Source organism: Guyparkeria sp. SCN-R1, assembly GCF_003932495.1.
Lineage (GTDB): Bacteria > Pseudomonadota > Gammaproteobacteria > Halothiobacillales > Halothiobacillaceae > Guyparkeria.
This window is the reverse complement of the sequence record NZ_QZMT01000010.1, coordinates 75,390-95,243: the sequence shown is the minus strand read 5'-3', so window position 1 is coordinate 95,243 and position 19,854 is coordinate 75,390. Positions and strand designations below refer to the sequence as shown.

16 protein-coding genes are annotated in these 19,854 nt (G+C 66.8%); 9 read left to right on the top strand and 7 right to left on the bottom strand.

Going from position 1 to position 19,854, the window contains the following annotated elements:
* Window positions 1-73 precede the first annotated feature (73 nt).
* Complete coding sequence (locus D5687_RS07145) at window positions 74-892, top strand: inositol monophosphatase family protein (protein ID WP_240031451.1); 819 nt, start codon at window positions 74-76, stop codon at window positions 890-892.
* Between the two features lie 114 nt (window positions 893-1,006).
* On the opposite strand, the gene secF is transcribed toward D5687_RS07145, so the two are convergent.
* From secF to D5687_RS07115, 6 genes are all read right to left on the bottom strand, one after another.
* Complete coding sequence (secF, locus tag D5687_RS07140; protein WP_125199084.1) at window positions 1,007-1,948, bottom strand: protein translocase subunit SecF; 942 nt, start codon at window positions 1,946-1,948, stop codon at window positions 1,007-1,009.
* 40 nt (window positions 1,949-1,988) lie between these two features.
* Window positions 1,989-3,854, bottom strand: coding sequence for a protein translocase subunit SecD (gene secD / locus D5687_RS07135; RefSeq protein ID WP_125199083.1), 1,866 nt, complete (start codon window positions 3,852-3,854; stop codon window positions 1,989-1,991).
* 125 nt (window positions 3,855-3,979) lie between these two features.
* The gene (gene yajC / locus D5687_RS07130; protein ID WP_125199082.1) at window positions 3,980-4,315 is read right to left on the bottom strand and encodes a preprotein translocase subunit YajC; all 336 of its coding nucleotides are present in this window, start codon (window positions 4,313-4,315) and stop codon (window positions 3,980-3,982) included.
* A gap of 370 nt (window positions 4,316-4,685) precedes the next feature.
* Complete coding sequence (gene tgt / locus D5687_RS07125) at window positions 4,686-5,831, bottom strand: tRNA guanosine(34) transglycosylase Tgt (protein ID WP_125199081.1); 1,146 nt, start codon at window positions 5,829-5,831, stop codon at window positions 4,686-4,688.
* Window positions 5,828-6,907, bottom strand: a complete 1,080-nt coding sequence (queA, locus tag D5687_RS07120) for a tRNA preQ1(34) S-adenosylmethionine ribosyltransferase-isomerase QueA (protein ID WP_125199080.1) — start codon at window positions 6,905-6,907, stop codon at window positions 5,828-5,830. The genes tgt and queA overlap by 4 nt, the downstream gene beginning before the upstream one ends.
* A gap of 898 nt (window positions 6,908-7,805) precedes the next feature.
* Window positions 7,806-8,636, bottom strand: coding sequence for an alpha/beta fold hydrolase (locus D5687_RS07115; RefSeq protein WP_125199079.1), 831 nt, complete (start codon window positions 8,634-8,636; stop codon window positions 7,806-7,808).
* Between the two features lie 101 nt (window positions 8,637-8,737).
* On the opposite strand from D5687_RS07115, the gene D5687_RS07110 reads away from it, so the two are divergent.
* The 6 genes from D5687_RS07110 (at window position 8,738) to D5687_RS07085 (ending at window position 15,251) form a co-directional block, all read left to right on the top strand.
* Window positions 8,738-10,081 (top strand): RsmB/NOP family class I SAM-dependent RNA methyltransferase, encoded by a 1,344-nt coding sequence (locus D5687_RS07110; protein WP_125199078.1) that lies wholly within the window; start codon window positions 8,738-8,740, stop codon window positions 10,079-10,081.
* An 84-nt stretch (window positions 10,082-10,165) separates the two neighbouring features.
* Window positions 10,166-10,345, top strand: a complete 180-nt coding sequence (locus D5687_RS11535; protein ID WP_125199077.1) for a lipoprotein — start codon at window positions 10,166-10,168, stop codon at window positions 10,343-10,345.
* A gap of 15 nt (window positions 10,346-10,360) precedes the next feature.
* A complete protein-coding gene (lysA, locus tag D5687_RS07100; RefSeq protein ID WP_255410304.1) occupies window positions 10,361-11,662 on the top strand; it encodes a diaminopimelate decarboxylase in 1,302 nt (433 codons plus the stop codon).
* A gap of 308 nt (window positions 11,663-11,970) precedes the next feature.
* Window positions 11,971-12,711, top strand: coding sequence for a glutathione peroxidase (locus D5687_RS07095; protein ID WP_125199076.1), 741 nt, complete (start codon window positions 11,971-11,973; stop codon window positions 12,709-12,711).
* Window positions 12,712-12,874: 163 nt separating this feature from the next.
* Complete coding sequence (gene gorA / locus D5687_RS07090) at window positions 12,875-14,239, top strand: glutathione-disulfide reductase (RefSeq protein WP_125199075.1); 1,365 nt, start codon at window positions 12,875-12,877, stop codon at window positions 14,237-14,239.
* An 85-nt stretch (window positions 14,240-14,324) separates the two neighbouring features.
* Window positions 14,325-15,251: a LysR family transcriptional regulator gene (locus D5687_RS07085; protein ID WP_125199074.1), complete on the top strand. Its 927-nt coding sequence runs from the start codon at window positions 14,325-14,327 to the stop codon at window positions 15,249-15,251.
* Here D5687_RS07085 and D5687_RS07080 read toward each other — a convergent pair.
* Complete coding sequence (locus tag D5687_RS07080; protein ID WP_158611803.1) at window positions 15,226-17,817, bottom strand: diguanylate cyclase; 2,592 nt, start codon at window positions 17,815-17,817, stop codon at window positions 15,226-15,228. The genes D5687_RS07085 and D5687_RS07080 overlap by 26 nt on opposite strands.
* Window positions 17,818-18,223: 406 nt before the next feature.
* Here D5687_RS07080 and D5687_RS07075 point away from each other — a divergent pair, with 406 nt between their 5' ends.
* On the top strand, window positions 18,224-19,156 hold the full coding sequence (locus D5687_RS07075; RefSeq protein ID WP_125199072.1) for an aldo/keto reductase: 933 nt from the start codon (window positions 18,224-18,226) through the stop codon (window positions 19,154-19,156).
* 7 nt (window positions 19,157-19,163) lie between these two features.
* Entirely contained in the window at window positions 19,164-19,778 is a 615-nt protein-coding gene (locus tag D5687_RS07070; RefSeq protein ID WP_125199071.1) for a DUF6064 family protein, read from the top strand.
* Window positions 19,779-19,854 lie beyond the last annotated feature (76 nt).

The window sequence follows — 19,854 nt, the reverse complement described above, 5'->3', positions numbered from 1 at the left end:
GCCTCTGGCAGCGGGCAAACCGCGTGTCACGGCCCGTCATCCACCATTCGCTCGTCGAGCCGACCAGACCATTATGCCGCACCCCATGCTCAATATCGCCGTGCGCGCCGCCCGCGCCGCCGGCAGTGTCATCTCCCGCAGTCGTGATCGCGTCAACGATCTCACCATCGAGTCGAAAAAGCGCAACGACTTCGTCAGCGAGGTCGATCACCAGGCCGAGGCGGCGATCATCGACACCCTGCTGCGCGCCTACCCCGACCACGGCATCCTCGCCGAGGAGTCCGGCGCCGCCGGGCAGGATGGCGCCGAATTTCGATGGATCATCGATCCGCTCGACGGCACGACCAACTTCCTGCACGGCATCGGCCACTACGCGGTGTCCATCGCGCTGGAACGCCAGGGCCGACTGGAACTGGGCGTGATCTACAACCCGGTCAACCAGGAGCTGTTCACCGCCGAGCGCGGCGGCGGTGCCTTCCTCGACAACCGCCGCATCCGCGTCGCCCCGCGCAAGGGGCTGGACGGCGCGTTACTGGGAACCGGCATCCCGTTTCGCGACGACCAGAACCTCGAGCGCTATATCGCGACCCTGCGGGCGCTGCACGGCCCGATCGCCGGCATCCGCCGTCCCGGTTCGGCCGCGCTGGACCTGGCCTACGTGGCCGCGGGCCGTTTCGACGGCTTCTGGGAATTCGGCCTCAAGCCCTGGGACATGGCGGCCGGCGTGCTGTTGGTCCGCGAGGCCGGCGGTGTGGTGATCGACAACCAGGGCGGCGACGACTATCTCGGCAGTGGCAACGTCATCTGCGCCAACCCCAAGCTGGTCCACGCCATGCTGCAGGCGATCAGCAAGGGCGAAAAGGCATGGCGCTCGGTGTCCCGCCCCGAATAACGCGCCGCGACAACCCCGGACACGAAAAAGCCCGCATTCAATGCGGGCTTTCTTCTTTCCGGCATCCGCCCGGTAACGAGATCGGGCAGGGTTGCCGGGACGGCCGGTCAGCGATCAGGGCGCGCTGTCCTCGGCCTGCTTGAGCCGCTCCTTGTCATCGATCTTGAGCAGGTCCTGACGCTTTAGCCCCATATCCAGCGACACCGCCGAGGCGACGTAGATCGAGGAGAACGTACCGATCGCGATACCCAGCAGCAGGGTCAGCGAGAAGCCGTAAAGCGCCTCGCCGCCGAAGACGAACAGCGCCAACGCGGTGAGGAAGGTGGTGCCCGACGTGATGACCGTGCGCGACATGGTCTGGTTGACCGAGGCGTTCATCACTTCCTTCTCGGTGCCCTTGCGCATCTTCTGGAAGTTCTCGCGGATACGGTCGAACACCACGATGGTGTCGTTGATCGAGTAACCCGCCAGCGCCAGGAAGGCGGCCAGCACGGTCAGGTCGAAGCGCAGCCCCAGCAGGCTGACGATGCCCAGCACCACCACCAGGTCGTGCGCCAACGCCAGGATCGCGCCGCCGGCCAGGCGCACCTGGAAGCGAAAGCCCACGTAGACGAGGATGCCGGCCAGCACCACCAGGAGCGCGAGCCCGCCGGCATTGAACAGCTCCTTGCCCACGGCCGGGCCGACGTACTCGACCCGGCGCATCTCCACGTCGTCGGTCTCGGACTGCATTGCAATCAGCAGCTCGTCCGCCAGCCGGCCGTGACTGTCGTCGGTCGGCGGCAGGCGGATCATCACCGACTCCGACGAGCCGAACAGCTGCGCGACGGCCTGGTCGAAGCCCTGGGCATCGAGCGTTTCACGCACGGCATCGATGTCCGCCCCACCGGGGTAGCCCAGCTCGATCACCACCCCGCCGGTAAAGTCCAGGCCCAGGTTGAGCCCCTTGGTCGCCAGCGAACCCACCGCGACCAGCAGCAGGGCCGCCGACAGGGCGTAGGCGAAATAGCGCTTGCCGAAGAAGTCGAATCGCGCGTCGGCTGGAAATACGTTCATGGTGTCACTCGTCTGATTCGATTGTCGGCACCTGGCCGGCTCAGATGGAAAGTCCCTTCAGGCGCGCCTGGCGGCCGTAGACCAGATTGGCCAGTGCGCGCGACAGCATCACCGCGGTGAACACCGAGGCGAGGATGCCGATCGACAGCGTCACGGCGAAGCCCTTGACCGGCCCAGTGCCGAAGGCAAACAGCGCGAGGGCCGCCAGCAGGGTGGTGATGTTCGCGTCCAGGATGGTGCCGAAGGCCCGCTCGTAGCCGGCCTTCATCGCCGCGTGCGGCGTCATGCCGTTCCTGAGCTCTTCGCGGATGCGCTCGAAGATCAGCACGTTGGCATCCACCGCCATACCCACGGTCAGCACGATCCCGGCAATGCCCGGCAGGGTCAGGGTCGCCTGCAGCATCGAGAGTACCGCGACGATCAGGATCAGGTTGGTCACCAGCGCGACCACGGCAATCACGCCGAATACGCGGTAGTAGATCATCATGAAGATCGAGACCAGCACGAAGCCCAGGATGGCGGCATTCACACCCGCCTGGATGTTCTCGGCCCCCAGGCTCGGGCCGACGGTACGCTCCTCGACGATATCCATCGGGGCACGCAGGGCGCCGGCACGCAGCAGCAGCGAGAGGTCGCGCGCCTCCTGCGAGGAGTCGAGCCCGGTGATCTGGAAGCGGTTGGCCAGCTGGTCACGAATCGTGGCGACGTTGATCACCTCTTCGACCAGCTTCTTTTCCTCGCTCAGCTTGCCGTCCTCGTCGACCTTGGTGTCGATGCGGTTCTCGATGAACACCACGCCCATCTGCTGGCCGATGTTGTCGCCGGTGATGTCGGCCATGCGCCGCGCGCCCTGGCTGTCGAGGTTGACGAACACCGCCGGCGAGCCGGAGTCCTGATCGAAGCCCGAGGACGCCCCGGTGACACGGTCGCCCGTGACGATCACCTGGCGCTTCAAGAGCACCGGGCCGCCATCGCGACGCTGGTAGAGACGGGCCTGCGGCGGCACGCTACCCGACTCGTCGGCATCGACCCAGTCGGCGGGCGAGCCGTGAACCAAGCGAAATTCCAGCGTGGCCGTCGCGCCGAGGATCTCTTTGGCGCGCACGGTGTCCTGGATGCCCGGCAGCTCGACCACGATGCGGCTGTCGCCCTGCTGCTGGATCAGCGGCTCGGCCACCCCCAGTTCGTTGACGCGGTTGCGCAAGGTGGTGATGTTCTGCTCGAGGGCGGCGCGACGCTCGGTCTCGACACCCTCCTCGGTCATCGTCGCCGTCAGGTACGGCTCGCCGTCGATCTCGGCCGAATCGAACTCGAGATCCTCGTAGTCTGCCGTCAACTGGTCGATGGCCTGGTCGCGGGACTCTGCATCACGGAAACGCACCTGGATGCGCTGCTCGTCGGTGACCTCGGCGGAGACATAACGCAGGCGCTCGCCACGCAGGTCGGCACGCATGCCGTCCACACGGCGGTCCAGCGCGGTATTGACCGCCGCACCCATGTCCACCTGCATCAGGAAGTGGACACCACCACGCAGGTCCAGGCCCAGGTACATCGGCAAGGCGCCGAGGTCGGTCAGCCAGGTCGGCGCGGCCGGCGCGAGATTGAGGGCAACGGGGTAATCACCACCGAGGGCGGCACGCACCACGTCGACCGCCTCGAGCTGATCGTCCGTGGAGTTGAAGCGGATCAGACCGGAGTCGTCCTGCAAATCGGCACGGCTGTACTCGATGCCGGCCGCCCGCAGGGCGCTCTGCGCCTCGGAGAGGGCGGCCTGCTCCATGCCGCCGTCGCGCTTGGAGATCTGCAGGGCCGGCTCTTCGCCGAAGAAGTTCGGCAGGGCGTAGAACAACCCCACCAGCACGACAACGACGACGATCAGATTCTTCCACAGGGGATAGCGGTTCATCTTCTAGGCCTTCGCGTGGAAAGGCGCCCCGTGGACCGGGACGCGGCCCGCCGGCACGCATCCCTGGCCGGCGGACGGATAAAACGAGAGGGCCCGCCGTGGCGAGCCCTGGGGAATGGCGAGGATCAGGCCTCGCGTGCGTCCTTGATGGTGCCCTTGGGCATGACCGTGGTCACGGCGAATCGCTGCACGACCACGTTGGTCCCGTCGGCGATCTCGAGCACCAGGAGGGTGTCGCCCAGGTTAACCACACGACCCAGCAGGCCGCCGGAAGTCGCTACCTCGTCACCCTTCTCGATCGCCTCGACCAGCTTCTTGTGTTCCTTCTGACGCTTGATCTGCGGACGGATCAGCAGGAAGTACATGACGGCGAAGATGAGCAGCAGCGGCAGGAAGGTCGCCAGCAGGCTCGGCTCACCGGCCCCTTCCGCCTGGGCCATGGCATCGCTGATAAAGAACATCGTGGTGGTCGCTCCGATTTCGTGTTGTTTTAGGTGGTTTTCAAGGGAAACTCTGCGCGATGCGATTGCATCTCTGGCTTGCGGGTTTGCTCGCAATCAAGGCGCCGGACCGAAGGCGGGCTCATTGCCCGTCGAGGGACGGCAACGCCGAGTGCGGGCAAACCCGCAAGCCCCGTCCGGGCGGGCCGCCAAGGACCCATCTGCGGCGTTGCAGCCCTTGTAAAGGGGACGGCCCTTCACGGCGGACTGCGCCTTGCATATGGGCCCTTGGCGGTCCGCAGAGACGCTATCGAATCGCGCAGAATTTCCCAAAACAGCCCCGGAGTATGCCACAAGCCCGGGGGATTACATTGTCCGTCCCGAATGACGACTAGACCCCCCGGTCGCGGTCGGAGCAAAAACGTGCCCGGAAGCCATCAAAGTCATCACCCTCGATCGCCGAGCGCATCTCGGCCATCAGCACCTGGTAGTAATGCAGGTTGTGGATGGTGCACAACCGCGCCCCCAGCACCTCTCGCGCCCGATGCAAGTGCTTGAGGTAGGCCCGCGAGTAGTGACGACAGGTGTAGCAATCGCAATCCTCGTCGAGCGGCCGGATGTCGGTGGCGTAGCGGGCATTCTTCAGGCGCACGTCACCGTAACGCGTGAACAGATGGCCGTTGCGAGCGTTGCGCGTCGGCATGACGCAATCGAACATGTCCACGCCGCGGGCCACCGATTCGACCAGGTCCTCGGGCTTGCCCACGCCCATCAGGTAGCGCGGCCGGTCGGCGGGCAATTCGGGCAGGGTGAACTCCAGCACCGCGTTGCGCTCCTCGAGCGGTTCACCGACCGACAGGCCTCCGACGGCATAGCCATCGAACCCCAGCTCGACCAGCCCGGCGGCCGACTCGCGCCGCAGGGGCTCGTGCATGCCGCCCTGGACGATGCCGAACAGGGCACGGTCCGAGCCTTCCGGTCGGAGCGACTCGAAAGCCGTCTTCGAACGCGCCGCCCAGCGCAGCGACAGGCGCATCGACGCACCGGCCACCTCGGGCGTGGCCGGGTAGGGCGTGCACTCGTCGAAGATCATCTGGATGTCCGAGCCCAGTTCGTGCTGGACCTGCATCGAGGATTCGGGGGTGAGCATCACGCGATCACCGTTGACCGGCGAGGCAAAACGCACGCCTTCCTCGGTGATCTTGCGCATGTCGGCCAGCGAGAACACCTGAAAGCCGCCCGAATCGGTCAGGATCGGGCGCTCCCAGTGCATGAAATCGTGCAGATCCCCGTGCAGGCGAATGATGTCCGTGCCCGGGCGCAGCATCAGGTGAAAGGTGTTGCCCAGCACGATCTGCGCGCCCAGGTCGATCAATTCCTCCGGGGTGACCGCCTTGACCGTGCCGTAGGTCCCCACCGGCATGAACGCCGGTGTGTCGATCACGCCGCGGGCAAAGCGGATCTGGCCTCGACGCGGGCCGGCGAGGCGCTCGGCATCGCCCTTCGCCCGGGTGCACTCATGCAGTTCGAATTTCATGCGGTCTGTGCGCCCCCGACGTCGGCACTGGTCTCGATGAACATCGCATCACCAAAGGAATAGAAGCGATAGCCGCGCTCGATGGCCTCGTGATAGGCGCCCAGCACCCGCTCACGTCCCGCGAACGCCGAGACCAGCATCAGTAGTGTCGAGCGCGGCAGATGGAAGTTGGTCAGCATCGCGTCGATGACGTGCAGCGGCTGGCCGGGATAGAGAAAGAGCTGGGTGTCACCCACGAACGGGCCGATCTCGCCGCGCGCGGCATGCTCGGGGTGCGCCCGGACGGCCGTCTCGATCGCCCGGACCGCCGTGGTGCCGATCGCGATCACGCGATTGCCGCGCCGACGGGCCGCTGCGACGGCCTCGACCGTGGCCTGCGGCACCTCGGTCCATTCGCGATGCATCTCGTGGGCCTCGATGGTCTCGCTGCGCACCGGCTGGAAGGTGCCCGCGCCCACGTGCAGGGTAACGAAGGCCGTCTCGACACCCTGGGCGCGCAGGCGCTCGAGCAGCGCCTCAGTCAGATGCAACCCGGCGGTGGGGGCAGCAACCGCCCCCTCGCGGCGGGCAAACACCGTCTGGTAATCGTGGCGATCCTGGTCGTCGTCCGGGCGCTCGATATAGGTGGGCAGCGGCATGTGGCCGTGCTGGTCCAGCCAGCTCAGCATGCCGTTCATGGGGGCGGAGGCGAGCAGTTTCACCTCGAACAGCGCCCCGTCCCGACCGATCACCTCGAGTCGAGCACCGCCCTCCATGATCAACTCGACGCCGACCCGTGGCGAGCGGCTGCTGCGCAGATGGCACAGGGCTCGGTCGCTATCAAGCAGGCGCTCGAGCAAAAACTCCACCTTGCCGCCGGAGACCTTGCGCCCGAAGGCACGAGCGGGAATCACGCGGGTATCGTTCAGGATCAGGAGGTCACCCGGCGCGATCAGGTCGGGAAGATCGCCGATTTGGCGATGATCGAACTCGCCCACCGCCGGCAACACCAGCAGGCGCGCCGATTCGCGCGGCTCGGCCGGGCGGGCGGCGATCCGTTCGGGGGGCAGGTGATAATCGAAGGCGTCGAGTTTCATGGCGGGCGCAGTCTACCCCGCCGCGCGGGGACAGGCCACCGGGAACATCGACCACGGCCGCCGCACGGCCACCAACGGTTACAGGGAGCACCCCGGGCAGGCGACACCAACCAAGCACGGTTACGAGTCACCACGGAGGGTGACGGGCAGGGATGCCGAAACACACACGCAAAAAACACCCGATTCTGAGTCACTCAGAGGGTGGTTCTGGGTCGTCTGTCGCGAAAAAGGAGGAGGGCCTTCCTGGCCGGGAAGCGATCCTGCCCTGCGGCATGGATCCGGCGCGTTGTCCCTGCGCTGAGTCGTGGGTCCCAATCCCTGGGTCCGGTGTGGCGAGTGCTTTTCCTTAAGACAAGGGCAGTATCCGTTGCCGATCCTGTTGATTCTTGTCTCGCCGCTGACCGTTCCTGCGGTTTCTTGTTGTTGCCGGCGTCTACCACCGTTTTTTTAAGCGATGCCATCCTGCATCGAGCGCGCGTCCTGCGCGGAATCGTCCCTTGCCGTCCGTGGCAGCACCCGTCCTGGGCGCTTGGCTAAGATCCGTTACCCGGGCCCGGCATCCTTGCCGAACGCGCCGCGGCCTTCCTGGCGGCCCGCAAAAAACCTGAACTCTATCCTGAGGTCCGGTTGTTTACGGTGCGCTTCCTTACAAAGAGCGCCGTGCGCGCGTCGAGCGAACCCGACTACCCGAATTGGCAGATCCTCTGCCGGTGCATCCTGCGCGAACATCCTGTCCGCCGTACGATCCCTCGGCCTCCTGGCCGGGTGGGCTTCCTGCCCTGTGCATCCAAGCACGGGTGCATGATGCGCGCCTCGAAGCCGACTGAACAGACGAAATCGCCTAAAGTTTCGTAGGATTTTTCGATTTCTTTTGTAGGAATTTTCCTACACGGGGCAATTAGCCGATCGATTGCTCCGGAAAATCGTGGCAACCGTGGGCGAAAAAGCGGGTGACCGCATCGAGGAATCCGGCCGTGTCCTCGATGTGCGGCCAGTGACGCGCCTGCTCCAGGGTGACGATGCAGCTTTGCGGGAAGTCGCGGGCGATGCGCTCCTCGTCGCCGGCTTCGATGTAGGCCGACTGGGCCCCGCGAATGAACAACGCCGGGCCGAGGTAGAAGCCCGACAGCGCGGGCATGTCCGAGGTCTGCTCGTAGGCAGCCTTGAGCTCGGGCAGGTTGAACCGCCACCGCCACTGCCCGTCGACCTGCTCGAGGTTGGCCGCGAGGAAAGACCGCACCTCGGGCTCGAACACGTGCGCGGCCATCTGCTGGCGCGCCTGCTCCCGCGACTCAAGCGTCTCGAGCTCAACGGCATCCAGCGCGGCGAAGACATCCTTGTGCCAGGGCGGATACCACTTCGGCGCGATATCGACCACGGCCAGCCGGGCGACCCGCTCGGGGTGGCGGTCGGCCAGCACCATGCCGAGCTTGCCGCCCAGTGAATGCCCGATCAGATGGGCGCGCTCGACCCCGAGCCGATCCATCACCGCCAGGATGTCGTTGGCCATCGCCTCGTAGGAAAGTCCCGGGGCGTGGGGTGAACGGCCATGATTGCGCAGGTCGACGTTGATGACGCGGTAGTTCGCGCTCAACGACTGGGCGATACCGCGCCAGTTGGACAGCGACCCGAACAACCCGTGCATGATGATCACCGGCAGACCGCCGCCGCGCTCCTCGAAGTGCAGATCGACCGCCGCGTTTGCCGCGCCGTTTGCTTGCGTACTCATTGAAATGACATGGTCCTATTAATGGAATCGCCCCCCGATCAGGGGCATGCGAGATCGTGAGATACTACCAAACGCCAGCCTCACTGACCGCCGAGCACCCCATGACCGACTCGATCCCGCCCCAACACCCGACACCCGGTGACGACTGGCCCGCCCCCGACCTGCCCCGCGGGCGCACCTTCCCGGCCCGGTTGCAGCTGGCCGCCGAACTGCTCGAGCGCATCACCGAACAGGGCCTGCCCGCCGACCGCAGCCTGCAGCGCGAACTGGCCGCGCGACGCAAGATGGGCCGACGGGATCGCGAGCGGGTACGCGAACTGACCCTGTTCGTGTTGCGTCAGCGCCGGGTGCTCGACTGGCTGCTCGATGACAGCACACCGAGCATGGCCGCGCGGGTCGCCGCCGCCCTGTCTCTGGCCGATGCGCTCGACCCGGTGCTCGCCGAGGCGGCCGGACTGACTCCCGAGGCCACCGCCGCCCTGTCACGGCGTCGCGCCGAGCGGTTCGGCTCCCTGCCCTGGACCGTTCGTTTCAACCTGGCCCCGGCCGCCGCCGAGCAATGGCAGGCCTGGCAACCCGACGCCCCGGAGCTGCTGGCCCGGGCACTGGATGCCCGCGCCCCGGTCGATCTGCACGCCAACCCCCGCCGGGGCGATCGTGCCGCGCTGCTCGACGAACTGGCCGAGGCGGAGATCGCGGCCGGAACGATCCCCGGCCTGCCGCTGGGCATCCGACTCGAGCGACCCGCACGCCTGACCCGCCTGACCGCCTTCGAGGCGGGTGGATTCGAGGTCCAGGATGCCGGCAGCCAGTGGGTGGTGCGCGCCCTGCAGACCCGACCCGGCGAGCGGGTACTGGACCTCTGCGCCGGGGCCGGCGGCAAGACCCTCGGGCTGCTCGACGAAACCCGCGGCCAGTTGCGCCTGACCGCCTGCGACCTTCACCCCGAGCGCCTGGATCGGCTGCAGGCGCGCGCTCAACGTCATGGCGATACGGAACTCGACCTTCGCGCGCTGGATGCCACCCAGCCACTGCCCGCCGATCTGGCCGGCTTCGACCGGGTGCTGATCGACGCCCCCTGCAGCGGATCGGGCACCTGGCGACGCCACCCGGAGCTGCGCTGGGCCGCCATCGACTGGGACGCGCTCGCCGAGACGCAGAGTCGACTGCTCGAACAGGGCAGCCAGGCCACGCGTCCCGGCGGGCGGCTGGTCTACGCCACCTGCAGCCTGTGGCCGACCGAGAACGAGGCCATCGTCGAGGCCTTTCTCGCCCAACATCCTGGCTGGAGCGTGATCCGCCCGTCGCTCGACGGTCTCCCCGAAGACGCCTTCACCGCGGACGAGTGGATCCGCTTGCGGCCCGATCGCCACGGTTGCGATGGCTTTTTCATCGCCTGCCTGCAGGCACCGACCGGCCCGCTGGGCAGCCAGCCGACCGCCTGAACCATCATCTTGAGGCATAATCGGGGGCTCCCGATTCCATTTGAACACCGCTGTACCAACGGCCCGCCGGGCCCCGGAGTCCGCATGCAACGCTCTTCGCCGACCCCATCATCGTCCCGCCGCCTCGGTGCCGGGCTGCTGCTGGCCACCCTTTTGCTGGCCGGCTGTGGCCAGAAGGGGCCGCTTTACCTCCCCGAGGACAAGCCGGCCGCCGCAACCGACGATGACACCGCGCCAGCGGCAGACACCACCAACCAGGACTGATCCCGGAGCCTTCACGTGCCCCAGAGCGAACTGCCCCCCTTCTTCTCCCGCAACGATGCCGGCGATCTCCTGATCGAGCAGGTCAGAGCCGGTGAGATCGTCGAGCGTTTCGACTCACCCACTTATGTCTACTCGCGCGCCGCGATCGAATCGGCCTTCAACGCCCTGACCGCCGCCTTCGGCGATCGGGCCCACCGCATCTGCTACGCGGTCAAGGCCAACAGCAACATCGGCATCCTCAACGTGCTTGCGCGACTGGGGGCCGGCTTCGACATCGTCTCCTACGGCGAGTTGGCCCGCGTGATGGCCGCCGGCGGCGACCCGGGCAAAACGGTTTTCTCCGGCGTGGGCAAGTCGGCCGACGAGATCCGCGGCGCGCTCGAGGCCGGGATCGGCTGCCTGAACGTCGAGTCGGAGGCGGAATTGCAGCGTATTGCCGATATTGCCGCCGAAATGCAGCAAGTCGCGCCGATTTCCCTGCGCGTCAACCCGGACGTCGATGCCCGCACGCACCCCTACATCTCCACCGGGCTCAAGGACAACAAGTTCGGCGTCGCGATCGACGAGGCGCTGCCGCTCTACGAGTGGGCGCACGCGCATCCGGCGCTCGAAGTGACGGGCATCGATTGCCACATCGGCTCGCAACTGACCGACGTCAGCCCGTTTCGCGATGCCGCCGAGCGGGTGATGAAGCTCGCCCACCGTCTGACCGAGCGAGGCATCACCCTCCAGCACCTCGATCTCGGCGGCGGGCTCGGCATCCGCTACACCGACGAGACCCCGCCGGCGGCCGCCGACTGGATCGAGGCGATCCGATCGGTGGTCGACGCCGACCCGCTGGCCCGCGACCTGCCGATCTGGATCGAGCCGGGTCGCTTTATCGCCGGCCCGGCCGGTGCCCTACTCACCCGGGTCGAGTACTTGAAGCCCGGTGAGCACAAGTCGTTTGCCATCGTCGACGCGGCCATGAACGACCTGATGCGCCCGGCGCTCTACGGCAGCGACATGGCGATCGTCCCCGCCGGCCAAGGTTCCGGCCTGGGCGCCGGCGATCGCCACCCGGGCACCTGGGAGATCGTCGGCCCGATCTGCGAGACCGGCGACTTCCTCGGCCACGAGCGCGAGCTGGAACTGGCCGAGGGCGACGTGCTGGCCGTGCTGGGCGCGGGCGCCTACGGCTTTTCCATGGCCTCGAACTACAACACCCGGCCGCGGGCGGCCGAGGTGCTGGTCGACGGCCGCGCCATCCATGAGATCCGCCGTCGCGAACCGCTCGACTCCCTCTGGGCGCTGGAGCAACTGCCCACCACCGACTGACCTGTCGGAGCGCTCGCTTGTCGGCCCACCCAGTGACCGACGACTTTTCGATAGTTTTCCGCTATCGAAAAGATCGGGAAATTCAATTTCCCCTGATCGAAACCCTCGACTAAGCTGAAACCCATTCAAAGCAATGCCGACGGACCATGCCTCTGGGGCATGTTCCTCGGGGCCTTCCCGGGGCATTGCATTTGCGGGTTTCGACCCCAGATTTTTCCGTGCACCGGGATGCCAGCGCGAATCGCTGCCACCCGGTCCGGTTTTTTCGTCCCCGTGTTTTTACCCTCAGACAAATAGGAGACTTTTGCATGCTGGAGAATCGTGAAGGCCAGAAGGTACCCAACGTCACCTTCCGCACCCGTCAGAACCATGATTGGGTCAACGTGACCACCGACGAGATCTTCAAGGGCAAGACCGTCGCCGTCTTCTCCCTGCCGGGCGCATTCACCCCGACCTGCTCCTCGAGCCACGTGCCGCGCTTCAACGAGCTGGCGCCGGTATTCAAGAAGCACGGCGTCGACGAGATCGTCTGCATCTCGGTCAACGATGCCTTCGTCATGAACGAGTGGGCCCTGGACCAGGACGCCGACCGTATCCGTTTCATCCCGGACGGCAACGGCGACTTCACCGACGGCATGGGCCTGCTGGTCGACAAGGACGATCTCGGCTTCGGCAAGCGCTCCTGGCGCTACTCCATGCTGGTCAAGGACGGCACCATCGAGAAGATGTTCATCGAGCCGGAGAAGCCGGGTGACCCCTACGAAGTCTCCGACGCCGACACCATGCTCGACTGGCTGGCGCCGAACGCCAAGAAGCCGCACTCGATCATGCTGTTCACCCGCAAGGGCTGCCCGTTCTGCGCCCGCGCCAAGGGCATGCTGCACGACGCGGAGCTGGAGTTCGACGAGATTGTCGTCGGCGACGACGTCAATCTGCGCGCCCTGCGTGCCGTCGCCCAGACCGAGACCGTCCCGCAGGTCTACATCGACGGTCAGCGCATCGGTGGCAGCGAAGAAGTGGAAACCTGGCTCAAGCAGAACGGCTACTGATCGCGCCTGGTTGCCGAGACACGGCCCGGGTTTCCGGGCCGGCTTTCGCCTGCCACGCAGGGCAAGGCAGACGAAAGCCGCTTTACTTCCATCCGGGTGCGGGCCTGCCAGACTGGTCATGACGCCCGACCCTGTTTTCTGACATCCCTTTCTGGAGACATCCATGAGTGGCAAGCATTTCGACATGATCGTCCTCGGCGGCGGCTCCGGCGGTCTTGCGGTCGCCGAGCGCGCGTCCCAGTACGGCAAGCGGGTCGCCGTGGTCGAGCCGACCGCGCTCGGCGGCACCTGCGTCAACGTCGGCTGCGTGCCGAAGAAGGTCATGTGGTACGCCGCCAACCTCGCCCACGACCGGGCAGACGCCGTCGACTGGGGCTTTCCCGAGGCGCCGGGCGCGGTGGACTTCGGCACGCTGACCAAGAAGCGCCGCGAGTTCATCGCCGGTATCAATCGCTTCTGGGACGGCTACGCCAAGGACCTCAAGCTCGAGGTCATCGACGGCTACGGCCGCCTGGCCGGCGGCGACAAGGTCGATGTCGACGGCACCACCTACACCGCCGACCACATCGTGATCTCCACCGGCGGTCGCCCGCTGGTCCCGCCGGTACCGGGTGCCGAGCACGGCATCACCTCCGACGGCTTCTTCGAGCTCGACGAGTTGCCGAAGAAGGCCGCCGTCATCGGTGGCGGCTACATCGGCGTGGAGCTGGCCGGCGTGTTGCGCTCGCTGGGCAGCGAGGTAACGCTGCTCGACATGCTCGACACCGTGCTCGCGCCGTTCGATCCGCTGATCCGCGAGACGGCCACCGAGAACCTGCATCAGATGGGCATCGAGACCCACCTGCCGTACAAGGTCTCGAAGCTGGAGAAGACCGACGAGGGCACGATCATCCACGGCGCGGACGGCGAGACACTCGGCCCGTTCGACCAGGTGATCTGGGCGGTCGGCCGCAAGCCGAACACCGACGATATCGGCCTGGACAAGGCCGGCGTCGCGGTGGAGAAGAACGGCATGATCCCGGTCGATGCCTACCAGAACACCAATGTGGAAGGCATCTACGCCATCGGCGACATCATCGGCAAGTACCCGCTCACCCCGGTGGCCATCGCCGCCGGGCGGCGCCTGTCCGACCGCCTGTTCGACGGCCAGAACGACGCGCACCTCGAGTACGAGACCATCCCGACGGTGGTCTTCGCCCACCCGGCGCTGGGCACGGTCGGCCTGACCGAGCCACAGGCCGTCGAGCGCTTCGGCAAGAAGCAGGTGACGATCTACGAGACCACGTTCACGCCGATGCGCTACGCGCTCTCGGCCCACGGCTTCAAGACGGCGATGAAGCTCGTCTGCGTCGGCAAGGAGGAGCGCGTCGCCGGCCTGCACCTGGTCGGCGACGGCGCCGACGAGATGCTGCAGGGCTTTGCCGTGGCGGTGAAGGCCGGCCTGACCAAGGGCCAGTTCGACGATACCGTCGCCCTGCACCCGACTTCAGCCGAGGAGCTGGTGACCCTGAAGACCCCGCGGGACTGACCCGCGACAGGCTCTCGCCACGCAACCCCATTGGCCGGCGCGGGACAACCCGGTCGGCCAATTTTTTTGAGTGAAGGCAACGCCCATGTTCCTGGAACTGCGCCACCTCAAGACCATCCGAGCGATCGAGCAGACCGGGTCGCTGGCCGCGGCGGCCGAACGCCTGCACCTGACGCAGTCGGCCCTGTCGCATCAGATCCGTGCGCTGGAGTCGTATTACGAGACGCCCCTGTTCTCGCGCAGCTCGCGCCCCATGCGGCTGACCGAGGCCGGGCGGCGTCTGCTGGCAGCAGCCGACACGGTGCTGCCGGAGGTGGATCGACTCGATCGCGACCTGCGCCAGATTGCCGGCGGGGCGACCGGCCGACTGTTCCTCGCGCTGGAATGCCACTCCTGCTTCACCTGGCTGATCCCCACGCTCGAGCACTACCGGGCGCAGTGGCCCTCGATCGAGACCGACCTGTCGATGTCGTTCAGTTTCGATGCCATCGAGGCGCTGCGCCGCGGTCAGCTCGACGGGGTGATCAGCTCCGATCCGGTCGATGACCCGGAGCTGCATTTCGAGCCGCTGTTCCACTACCCGGTGGTGCTGGTGCTCGCCCCCGGCCACCCGCTGGCCGCCGAGGCGCGCATCACGCCCGAGATGCTGGCCGACCAGACCGTGATCGGCTACCCGGTCGAGCGCGATCGACTCGACATCTACCGACGCTTTCTCGATCCGGCGGGCGTCGAACCGGCCGGATCGCGCCGATCGGAGCTCACCGCGATGATCGCCCAGTGGGTTGCCAGCGGTCACGGCGTGGCGGCCCTGCCGAAATGGGCCATCAGCGACGAGCTCACCCGGGGCATCGTCACGGCCCGGCCGCTGGGCGACGGCCTGTCGGCGACCATGCACCTGGCGGTGCGCCGTGACGAGAATCGACTCGCCTACATGGATGCCTTCCTGCGCCTGGCCCGCGAACAGGCCGGCGAGCGCCTCGGCGACATCACGCTCGCCCGCCCCGGTCGCTGAACGTCTCGGACGGCGACAACCGCACCACGGGCGGGGTGGGGCTTTCTCGCGCGAAGCGGTAGCCCTGCATCCGATCGATCGCCAGCCCACGGATCAGCTCCACCTGGGCGTCGGTCTCGACGTTGACCGCGATCACGGCGACGCCGAGGGTCTCTGCAATGGTCAACAAACCGTCGATGAAGGCGCGGTCTCGGCGGCTGACCTTGCGGTCGCACAGCCAGTCGGCCTCGATTTTGACGTAGTCGACATCGAAGCGGCGCAGGTAGCTCAGGGTCTCGCGGCCGGAGCCGGCGTGATCGATCGCCAGGCCCACCCCGGCGGCCCGCAGGTCGGCCAACGGCCCGACCAGGGCGCCGATCTCGCCGGCCAGCGGGCTTTCGCTGATCTCGATCACGACCTGCGGGGCCTCGAGCGGCGAGGCCTCGATGGCCGCGAGCAGGAAGTCGATGAAACGTGCCTCCATCAGGCTGGTGGGCGCGATATTGAAGAACAGCTGCCCGGCAAAGCCCTGCATGACCGGGTCGCCCAGCGCGCGCTCGACCACCTGCCGGTCGACCCCGTCGACCAACTGATCCCGGCCCAGGGCGCGCACAAACTCGGCCGCCGGCACCAACCGGTCGCCCACCTGGGTGCGGGCGAACACCTCGGCACCAACCACCTCGCCATCGGCCCGGCGGATCGGCTGGTAGACCACCGACACCGACGCCGGGTCGATCACGGTGATCGCCTCGTGCGACGCACCGTCGGCCTGCTCGATCGCTCGGACCTCGTCGCGATTAGCCACCGCCAGCCGGTTCTTGCCGGCGGCCTTGGCGCGGTACATCGCCTGATCGGCCAGCGAGAACAGCGCCTGCGCCGAGGCCGGGTCGGCCGCATCCACGGGCCCGACGGCCAGACCGATCGAGAGCGACAGGACGAGCGATTCGCCGTCGGGGGCGGCGACCACCGTCTGCTGGGCCCGGGCCAGCAGACGGTCGGCGACCTGCTCGGCAGTCGCGTCGTCGGCATCGGGCAGGATGGCAACGAACTCGTCGCCGCCGTACCGGGCGACGATATCGCCGTCACGCAGGCTGGTGGTCAACAGATCAGCGACGCGACGCAGGTAGTCGTCGCCGAAGCCGTGGCCATAGCGATCGTTGACCCGCTTGAAGTCATCGAGGTCGATCACCATCAGGCCGAAGCGGTACTCGTGACGCTGGGCGCGGCCGATCTCGTAGTCGAGCAGCGACCAGAACATGCGCTGGTTGTACAGGCGGGTGAGCGGGTCGCGGGTGGCGAAGTACTCGAGGTCCTCGGTGTGCCGCTCGATCGCGCGCACCGAGCCGACCACGTTGATCAGGGTCGAGAGAATCGACTCGATCACCAACTTCTTCACCGGCACACGCGCCTCGCCCATCGGCACGATCAGCCCCACCATCCCGCGCATCGGCGGCAGGTCCATCGAGAGGGTCTTTGTGTGCAGGTCGAGGCGGCCGGCATCGGTTACCGGCGGACCCTCCCGGCCGGGGTGCTGACGCGGCGTGATCTCGTGCGACTGGTTACCGAAGCCTTCGCCCACCCGTCGGCTGACCTCGTGGTCGAGACGGGCGGCGACCACCTCGTCGACCTCGCCATGCCAGAACACGTCCACGCCGATGGGCCGATCGGCAATCGAGAAGGCGGTGAACACGCCGTGCACGGTGAATTGCTTGTTGATCTCCTCGAGCAGGTCGCGCACGTAACGGCGCCAGTCGCGCACCACGTCGGAGGTGATGACGAAATGCTCGAGCAGGCCGATCTCGAACTCCAGCAGGTTGCGGTCGATCGCCACGTGGCGGACCTTGTCGGTCAGCGCATCGACCCGCGAGAGCACGTCGTCGAACTCGGTAAAGCCGGTCGAGGCGCCCGCGAAACGCAGGTCGACCAGGTCCTCGACCCGGTTGACCTGCTCGATCGAACGGTTGAGCCGCTTGACCGACCGGCCCAGCCGCCAGCTGAGCAGCCCCGCGATCAGCAGAGCGGCCAGCAGCGGCGCCGGGACGATCAGCATCAACCGGTCGACCAGTTCGTCGTGCGCCTGCTCGATCATCGGACCGACCGGCTGGCGGATCGAGAGTACGCCCAGCACGTCACCGGCATTGGCGTTGACGTGGCATTGCAGGCATTCGGCGTTGGCGACCAGGGGGCGGTCGTAGCGCACCATCTGGTCGCCGGCCTCGACGTGGGTCCGGCGGGTCTCGAAGGCGGCCATGGCGGTCTTGTCCGGGGCGGGCTGCTCGAGGCGCCCGAACAGCTCGTTGACCCGCGAGCCGCGATAGACGTTGATCACCGCACCGGGGTCGGCGCGCTGGTTGAGGGAATCGAGAAACTCGTTGAGCTGATCACGCGTCCAGCCCTGGCGCATGATCTGGTACATGGCATTGAAGGTGCCGTCGGCCAGCACCCGGGCATTCTGCACGGACGCGCGCTGCACCGCCTGGGTGAAGACCGCCTCGGTGGCCAGGTAGACCGCCGCTGTGACCGCCACCGAGACCACCAACGCCACGACCAGCATCAGCGCGCGCAGGGATCGGAACCAGCCGATCACATGAGCGAGAGGGCCTGCCGCCTTTCGCCCCGATGATTTCCCACTGTTCCCCATTGGCTTTTACCCATCCCTGGTCGAGAAAGCCGCCAACCGCTCGGCTGTTGATGACGTACGCTCCGTGGTCCACCGCGACAAGACCACAAAACCGGTGTGGTCATTATTGGCCGGTCAGCATAACGCCGTCAAAGCAGCGACTGAAATCAGACTTAAAGCCAGTATTATCAAATATTTGAATATTCTGTTTTCAATAACCCGGCCATTTCCACGAACGGCGCTTTAAAACGGTGGTGGTGGGTTATCAAAACCCAGGGCAAACCATTGGCCACTCGCTCGCGTGGCGACTATGGTCAAGCCAGTCTTCCCCGATGCCATCGGGGGAGCCTCGACGCACACGGGAGGCCCGGCCATGTCAGACACCGACCTTTCTCGACGACGCATGCTGCAACTGGCCGCCGCCGGCCTGGGCGCCGGCTGGCTGCCCGGCACGTTCGGCCAGGACCAGCCGGAACACAGAGACATCATCACCCGGCGCCTGCCGGACGACCATGACCTGCCGGCGATCGGCATGGGCACCTGGATCACCTTCAACGTCGGCTCGGACCCCGAGGCCCGAGCCGGACGCACCGAGGTGCTGCGCACCTTCCTCGAGGCCGGGGGCGCACTGGTCGACTCCTCGCCCATGTACGGCTCGGCCGAGGCGGTGGTCGGTCACGCGCTGGCCGAGATCGGCGGCAAGCCGCCCGTGTTTTCCGCCTCCAAGGTCTGGACCCCGGACGGGGACGCCACCGCCGAGCAGGTCGCCCAGTCGGAGCGTCGCTGGGGGCTCGAGCAGATGGACCTGATGCAGGTGCACAACCTGGTCGCCTGGAAGGCGCACCTGGAATACCTGCTGGAGATGCGCGAGCAAGGCCGGATGCGCTTCGTCGGCATCACCACCTCGCATGGGCGGCGGCACGCCGACATAGAGCGGATCATGCGCGAGTGGCCGATCGATTTCGTCCAGGCCAGCTACAGCCTGGCCAACCGCGAGGCCAAAGACCGCCTGCTGCCATTGGCCAAGGAGCGGGGCATCGCCTTCATCGCCAATCGCCCCTTCCAGGGCGGACGCCTGATCGATCGGGTCAAGCGCCATCCGTTCCCCGAGTGGGCGAGCGAGGCAGGGCTGGCGAACTGGGCCGACTACCTGCTCAAGTTCCTGATCGCCCACCCGGGCGTCACCTGCGCGATCCCCGCCACCAGCCGGGTCGAGCACATGCGGGAAAACATGACCGCGCTGCGCGGACCACTCCCCGACGAGTCACTGCGGCGTCGCATGATCGAACACCTGCAGGCGTTCTAGGACACCCATGGAAACCTGGCTGAGCTACCGCCTCACGGACCTGCTGATGTTCTCGCCGGCCATATATGTCCGGCTGTTCGAGCGGGTGAACGACGCCCTGTGGCCCGGCCACGTGCTGCTCGCTGCCCTGAGCGTGGCGATGCTGGTTCTGGCCGGTTCACGCACCCACGTCGCTCACCGGTTGGCAGCCGCGCTGCTTGCCATCGCCTGGGGCTGGGTGGCATGGCGCTTTTTCGGGCTGTACGCACAGATCAACCTGGCCGCGCCCTGGTTTGCCGTCCTGTTCGCGGGCCAAGCCGTCATGCTGCTGGCGCTGGCCGCGTTCGGACCGGGGCTCGCCCTTGCCCGCCCGCAACGGCCCCGTCACTGGCTCGGGCTGGGACTTGCCCTCTGGGGGCTGGCGCTCCACCCGATCGCCTGGCTTGCCGGTGGACGCCCACTGGCGGGTACGGAACTCTTTGCCGTCGCACCCGATCCCACGGCCATTGCCACCATCGGTCTGTTGCTGATGGCCCGCGTGCCCCGGCGCGGTTGCCTGCCGCTACGCGGAATCCTGCTCGCCCTACCGGTGGCTTGGCTCTCGATCTCGGCACTGACCTGGTGGGCGCTACTGACCGCCTGACGATCCCGACTGCCGCCGGGCGACTACCGCCGATTAAACTACGATCTAACCCGATACCCGCAGCGGAGGCGAAAGC